This is a genomic window from Streptomyces sp. NPDC059853 (genome assembly GCF_042731495.1).
In the GTDB taxonomy this organism is placed as follows: Bacteria; Actinomycetota; Actinomycetes; order Streptomycetales; family Streptomycetaceae; genus Streptomyces.
In genome coordinates this window covers 1-5552 of record NZ_JBHWJL010000239.1, presented here as the reverse complement: position 1 = coordinate 5552, position 5552 = coordinate 1, and the positions used below count along the sequence as shown (strand labels likewise).

The window sequence follows — 5552 nt, the reverse complement described above, 5'->3', positions numbered from 1 at the left end:
CACCTCGTGCACGTCCGCGAAGACCTCGGTCTCCACCGGATGGCCGGAGAGGGCCGCCCAGGTCGGCGCGCCGACGAAGCGCAGCGCGTTGGCCGTGGGCAGCACCCGGACGTCGTGGCCCGACTCGGTCAGCCGCCGCAGCAGCTCGCACGCCTTGTAGGCGGCGATCCCGCCGCTGACTCCCAGTACGACCTTCGGCTTGTCCATCGCTGGCCTTCTCCCGGCGCGATCACGGGCCCGGCAGCGTACTGCCGGGCCCGTGGACGATTCGATGCGACGGCCCTCCCGGCCCGGGTTCGGTGCCGGTCGGGTCCGCGATGGCCCCGGAGGTACGGGGCCCGGGCGGTGTCCCCCGGCTACCGTCCCCCGGCCGCCGGGCCGCGGGGCCCGGAGCGACGGGGGATGCCGGAGGGGCCGCGGCTCAGCGGCCCGGGTCGGCCGGGCCGTCGACGGCCTCGGAGGTCAGCAGACCGGCGTTGATCTCGCGGAGCGCGATCGACAGCGGCTTCTCGTGCACATGGGTGTCCACGAGCGGGCCGACGTACTCCAGCAGGCCCTCGCCGAGCTGCGAGTAGTACGCGTTGATCTGCCGCGCGCGCTTGGCGGCGTAGATCACCAGGCTGTACTTCGAGTCGGTGGCCTCGAGCAGCTCATCGATCGGCGGGTTGATGATGCCCTCGGGCGTGGTGATGGAAGAGGACACGCTCTACCTTCCGCAGGGGGTCGGGGGCGGGGGAAACAAAACTGCCCCCTGGTTAACACAGCAAGGCTAGCAGCTCACCCGCGACGTCCTCGACCGACGTGTTCACCAGGGTGACGTCGAACTCGGCCTCCGCCGCCAGCTCCTTCCTGGCCTCGGTCAGCCGCCGTTCGATCACGTCGGGCGGCTCGGTGCCGCGCCCGGTGAGCCGCCGGACCAGCTCCTCCCAGCTGGGCGGGGCCAGGAAGACCAGCCGTGCCTCGGGCATCGAGGAGCGCACCAGCCGGGCGCCCTGGAGATCGATCTCCAGGAGCACCGGGTCCCCCGCCTCCAGCCGGTCGAGCACGGCCCGGCGCGGCGTGCCGTAGCGGTTGCCGGCGAACTCGGCCCACTCCAGCAGTTCCCCGTTGGCGACGAGTTTGTCGAACTCCTCGTCGTCCACGAAGAAGTAGTGCACCCCGTGCTGTTCCCCCGGCCGGGGAGGGCGGGTGGTGGCCGAGACGGACAGCCACACCTCCGGATGAGCTTTGCGCATATGGGCGACGACCGTGCTCTTGCCGACCCCGGAGGGGCCGGAGAGCACGGTCAGCCGCGGACGATCGTTCATGCGCCGATTATCCCGTCTCCCGAGGGAGCGGGAAAATCTCAGGCCGCCTTGTCGCCGAACTCACGCTCCAGCGAGGCGATCTGGTTGGAGCCCAGGCCTCGGACCCGGCGGCTCTCGGAGATGCCGAGACGCTCCATGATCTGCCGGGCGCGGACCTTGCCGACGCCGGGCAGCGATTCGAGCAGCGCGCTCACCTTCATCTTGCCGATGACATCGTTCTTCTGGCCCTGCTGAATGACCTCGTGCAGGGAGGCGCCGGAGTGCTTGAGCCGATTCTTGACCTCGGCGCGCTCCCGGCGAGCCGCGGCGGCCTTCTCAAGCGCGGCTGCGCGCTGTTCAGGGGTTAGGGGCGGAAGAGCCACGCCTACGTCACCTCGGGTGTCGAATCTGTTGGATACGGACAGCACGTGACCTGGTGGCCCCGTGCCGGCGGGCAGCCGACTGGGCGCCGTGCTGCTCCGCTCTCGTCGGAGACTAGCGGCCGATCCGGCCTGAGTCAGCGAGAATCGTCAAAAAGTCCAGGTCAGCGTTCAATCAGTACGAACTTTTCGGACATTTCTCTACGGTGGAGGGCTCAACGGCGGTCACGGAGCGCCGCCGAGAGCGCCCGTACCTCCGCTTCCGCCGCCGCACGCAACGCCTCCACCCCGGGCCCGGCCCGCAGCACCGACCGGCTGACACTGGGCACCACCTGACCGATCCGGTCCCCGAACAGCCGGGGCAGGTCGGCCGCGGTGGCCCCCTGGGCGCCGATGCCGGGAGCCAGCAGCGGGCCGTTGACCGCCAGGTCGACGCCCGCCGTGGACAGCGTGGCACCGATCACCGCGCCGACCGAGCCGAGCGGGGCGGCCCCCGCGTTCTCCCGGGCGATCGCGTCCAGCATCAGCTGGGCCAGCGGGCGCCCGTCGGCGGCGGTGGCCCGCTGCACCTGTGCGCCCTCCGGGTTGGAGGTGAGCCCCAGGACGAAGATCCCGCCCCCGTGCGTACGCGCCAGGTCCAGCGCGGGGCGCAGCGACTCGAAGCCGAGGTAGGGGCTGACGGTGATCGCGTCCGAGAAGAGCGGGGCGCCCGGCTCCAGATAAGCGGTGGCGTAGGCGGCCATGGTGGAGCCGATGTCGCCGCGCTTGACATCGGTGACCACCAGCGCCCCGGCCGCCCTGCTGTCGGCGACGGCCCGCTCCAGGACGGCCACGCCCCGGGAGCCGAAGCGCTCGAAGAACGCGGACTGCGGCTTGAGCACCGCGACCCGGTCCGCCAGCGCCTCCACCACGGTGCGGGTGAACCGCTCCAGGCCGGCGACGTCGTCGCCGAGCCCCCAGTCGGCGAGCAGCGCGGCGTGCGGGTCGATCCCCACGCACAGCGGCCCGCGTTCGGCCATGGCCCGGTGCAGCCGGGCGCCGAACGGCTCGGTGGCGCTCATGCCGCGTCCCCCTTCGCCCCGGCCCCGGCGGCGGCCTCCGCGCCGCCCTGGGTGCCGTGGCCGGTGCCGGCGTCGGTGCCGACGGCCTCGGCCAGCGTCCGGTACGGGCTGGCCGCCAGCTGCCGGGCGAGCCCGCGGTGGATGCGCCGGGCCCAGGCCGGGCCCTCGTAGATGAAGCCGCTGTAGCCCTGGATCAGGGTCGCTCCGGCGCGGATCCGCGCCCAGGCGTCCTCGGCCGTGGTGATCCCGCCCACCCCGATCAGGGTGAGCCGGCCGCCGGTACGCCGGTGCAGCCGGCGCAGCACCTCCAGGGAGCGCTCGGTCAGCGGCGCGCCGGAGAGGCCGCCCGCGCCGATGGCCGCCACCTCCTCGTCGGGGGTGGCCAGGCCCGCCCGGGAGATGGTGGTGTTGGTGGCGATGATGCCGTCGAGGCCCAGTTCCAGGGCGAGATCGGCGACGGCGTCGATGTCCTCGTCGGCGAGATCGGGGGCGATCTTCACCAGCAGCGGCACCCGGCGCCCGGTCACGGTCCGGTCGGCGGCCTCGCGGACGGCGCTCAGCAGCGGGCGCAGCTGGTCGACGGCCTGGAGGGCGCGCAGCCCCGGGGTGTTGGGCGAGGAGACGTTGACCACGAGGTAGTCGGCGTGGGCGGCGAGCCGCTCGGTGGAGGTCACGTAGTCGGCGACGGCCTCCTCCTCGGGGACCACCTTGGTCTTGCCGATGTTGACGCCCACGACGGTGCCACCGGGGCGGGACACGCGGCGGGCCAGCCGGGCGGCGACGGCGGCGGAGCCGTCGTTGTTGAAGCCCATCCGGTTGACCAGGGCGCGGTCGGCCACCAGCCGGAACAGCCGGCGGCGCGGATTGCCGGGCTGCGGCTCGCCGGTGACCGTGCCGATCTCGATGTGGTCGAAGCCGAGCAGGGCCAGGCCGTCGATGCCGACCGCGTTCTTGTCGAAGCCGGCGGCGAGCCCGAAGGGGCCGGGCATGGTGCGGCCGAGCGCCCGCACCCGCAACTGCGGGAAGCGGGGCGCGAAACCGGCCCGTACGGCGTCGCGCACCACGGGGACGGAGGCGGCGGCCCGGATGGCCCCGAACGCGAGATGGTGGGCGCGTTCGGGGTCGATCCGGGTGAGGACCGTGCGGAAGAGCAGGGAGTAGGCGCGTCCCATGTCAGGCGCCCGTCCCTTCGGCGCCGGCTTCCCGGGCGCTGATCAGGTGCCGGGCGTGGTCCTGGAGCGAGCGGACGCCGACGTCGCCGTGGCGCAGGGCGTCGATGCCCTGGACGGCGGCGGCCAGCGCCTGCACGGTGGTGAGGCAGGGCACGGCGCGGGCGACGGCCGCGGTACGGATGTCGTAGCCGTCGAGCCGGCCGCCGGTGCCGTAGGGGGTGTTGACGATCAGATCGACGTCCCCGTCGTGGATGAGCTGGACGATGGTCTTCTCGCCGTTCGGCCCCTCGCCCTCGCTCTGCTTGCGCACCACGGTGGCGTCGATGCCGTTGCGGCGCAGCACCTCGGCGGTGCCGGAGGTGGCGAGCAGTTCGAAGCCGTGCTCGACCAGGGCGCGGGCCGGGAAGATCATGGCGCGCTTGTCGCGGTTGGCGATCGAGATGAACGCCCGTCCCTTGGTGGGCAGCGCTCCGTAGGCGCCGGCCTGGGACTTGGCGTAGGCGGTGCCGAAGACCGTGTCGATGCCCATGACCTCGCCGGTGGAGCGCATCTCGGGCCCGAGCACCGTGTCCACGCCCCGGCCCTGGACGTCGCGGAACCGCGACCAGGGCATGACGGCCTCCTTGACGGAGATGGGGGCGTCCATGGGCAGGGTGCCGCCGTCGCCGTGGGCGGGCAGCAGTCCTTCGGCGCGCAGTTCGGCGACGGTGGCGCCGAGCGAGATGCGGGCGGCGGCCTTGGCCAGCGGGACGGCGGTGGCCTTGGAGGTGAAGGGCACGGTGCGGGAGGCGCGGGGGTTGGCCTCCAGCACGTAGAGGATGTCGCCGGAGAGCGCGAACTGGATGTTGATCAGTCCGCGGACGCCGACCCCGGCGGCGATGGCCTCGGTGGAGGCGCGCAGCCGCTTGATGTCGTGGCCGCCGAGGGTGATGGGCGGCAGGGCGCAGGCCGAGTCGCCGGAGTGGATGCCGGCCTCCTCGATGTGCTCCATGACGCCGCCGAGGTAGAGCTCGTGGCCGTCGTAGAGGGCGTCCACGTCGATCTCGATGGCGTCGTCGAGGAACCGGTCGATGAGGACGGGGTGTTCGGAGATGAGCCCGGCGTGCCGCTCCAGGTAGTCGGCGAGCGAGGGCTCGTCGTACACGATCTGCATGCCCCGGCCGCCCAGGACGTAGCTGGGGCGGACCATCACGGGGTAGCCGATGCCGGCGGCGATGGTGCGGGCCTCGTCGAAGGAGTGCGCGGTGCCGTACTTGGGGGCGGGCAGGCCGGCGGCCTCCAGGACGCGGCCGAAGTGGCCGCGCTCCTCGGCGAGGTTGATGGCCTCGGGCGAGGTGCCGACGATCGGCACGCCGTTGTCCTTCAGGGCCTGGGCGAGACCGAGCGGGGTCTGGCCGCCGAGCTGGACGATGACGCCGGCCAGCGGTCCGGCCTGCGCCTCGGCGTGCACGATCTCCAGGACGTCCTCCAGGGTGAGCGGCTCGAAGTAGAGCCGGTCGGAGGTGTCGTAGTCGGTGGAGACGGTCTCGGGGTTGCAGTTGACCATGACGGTCTCGTAGCCGGCCTCGCTGAGCGCGAAGGAGGCGTGGACGCAGGAGTAGTCGAACTCGATGCCCTGGCCGATGCGGTTGGGGCCGGAGCCCAGGATGATGA

At 72.7% G+C, this 5552-nt stretch carries 7 protein-coding genes; all 7 read right to left on the bottom strand.

Annotated elements, in window-relative coordinates:
* Nucleotides 1-207 (bottom strand): flavoprotein (locus tag ACFV5N_RS21115; RefSeq protein WP_385602052.1); only part of this gene is annotated, 207 nt, incomplete at its 3' end.
* Between the two features lie 214 nt (nt 208-421).
* Nucleotides 422-703, bottom strand: coding sequence for a DNA-directed RNA polymerase subunit omega (rpoZ, locus tag ACFV5N_RS21110; protein ID WP_019434742.1), 282 nt, complete (start codon nt 701-703; stop codon nt 422-424).
* A 52-nt stretch (nt 704-755) separates the two neighbouring features.
* The gene (gene gmk / locus ACFV5N_RS21105) at nt 756-1307 is read right to left on the bottom strand and encodes a guanylate kinase (RefSeq protein ID WP_019434743.1); all 552 of its coding nucleotides are present in this window, start codon (nt 1305-1307) and stop codon (nt 756-758) included.
* 38 nt (nt 1308-1345) lie between these two features.
* On the bottom strand, nt 1346-1669 hold the full coding sequence (locus ACFV5N_RS21100; RefSeq protein WP_019434744.1) for an integration host factor: 324 nt from the start codon (nt 1667-1669) through the stop codon (nt 1346-1348).
* A 212-nt stretch (nt 1670-1881) separates the two neighbouring features.
* Entirely contained in the window at nt 1882-2727 is an 846-nt protein-coding gene (gene pyrF, locus ACFV5N_RS21095; protein ID WP_385602047.1) for an orotidine-5'-phosphate decarboxylase, read from the bottom strand.
* The gene (locus tag ACFV5N_RS21090) at nt 2724-3899 is read right to left on the bottom strand and encodes a quinone-dependent dihydroorotate dehydrogenase (protein WP_385602044.1); all 1176 of its coding nucleotides are present in this window, start codon (nt 3897-3899) and stop codon (nt 2724-2726) included. The genes pyrF and ACFV5N_RS21090 overlap by 4 nt, the downstream gene beginning before the upstream one ends.
* A 1-nt stretch (nt 3900) precedes the next feature.
* A partial coding sequence (carB, locus tag ACFV5N_RS21085) for a carbamoyl-phosphate synthase large subunit (protein ID WP_385602041.1) occupies nt 3901-5552 on the bottom strand: 1652 nt, incomplete at its 5' end.

Coding starts and splice junctions, on each gene's coding strand:
- gmk (WP_019434743.1), bottom strand. CDS start 1,307: ATGAACGATCGTCCGCGGCTGACCGTGCTCTCCGGCCCCTCCGGGGTC.
- pyrF (WP_385602047.1), bottom strand. CDS start 2,727: ATGAGCGCCACCGAGCCGTTCGGCGCCCGGCTGCACCGGGCCATGGCC.
- ACFV5N_RS21090 (WP_385602044.1), bottom strand. CDS start 3,899: ATGGGACGCGCCTACTCCCTGCTCTTCCGCACGGTCCTCACCCGGATC.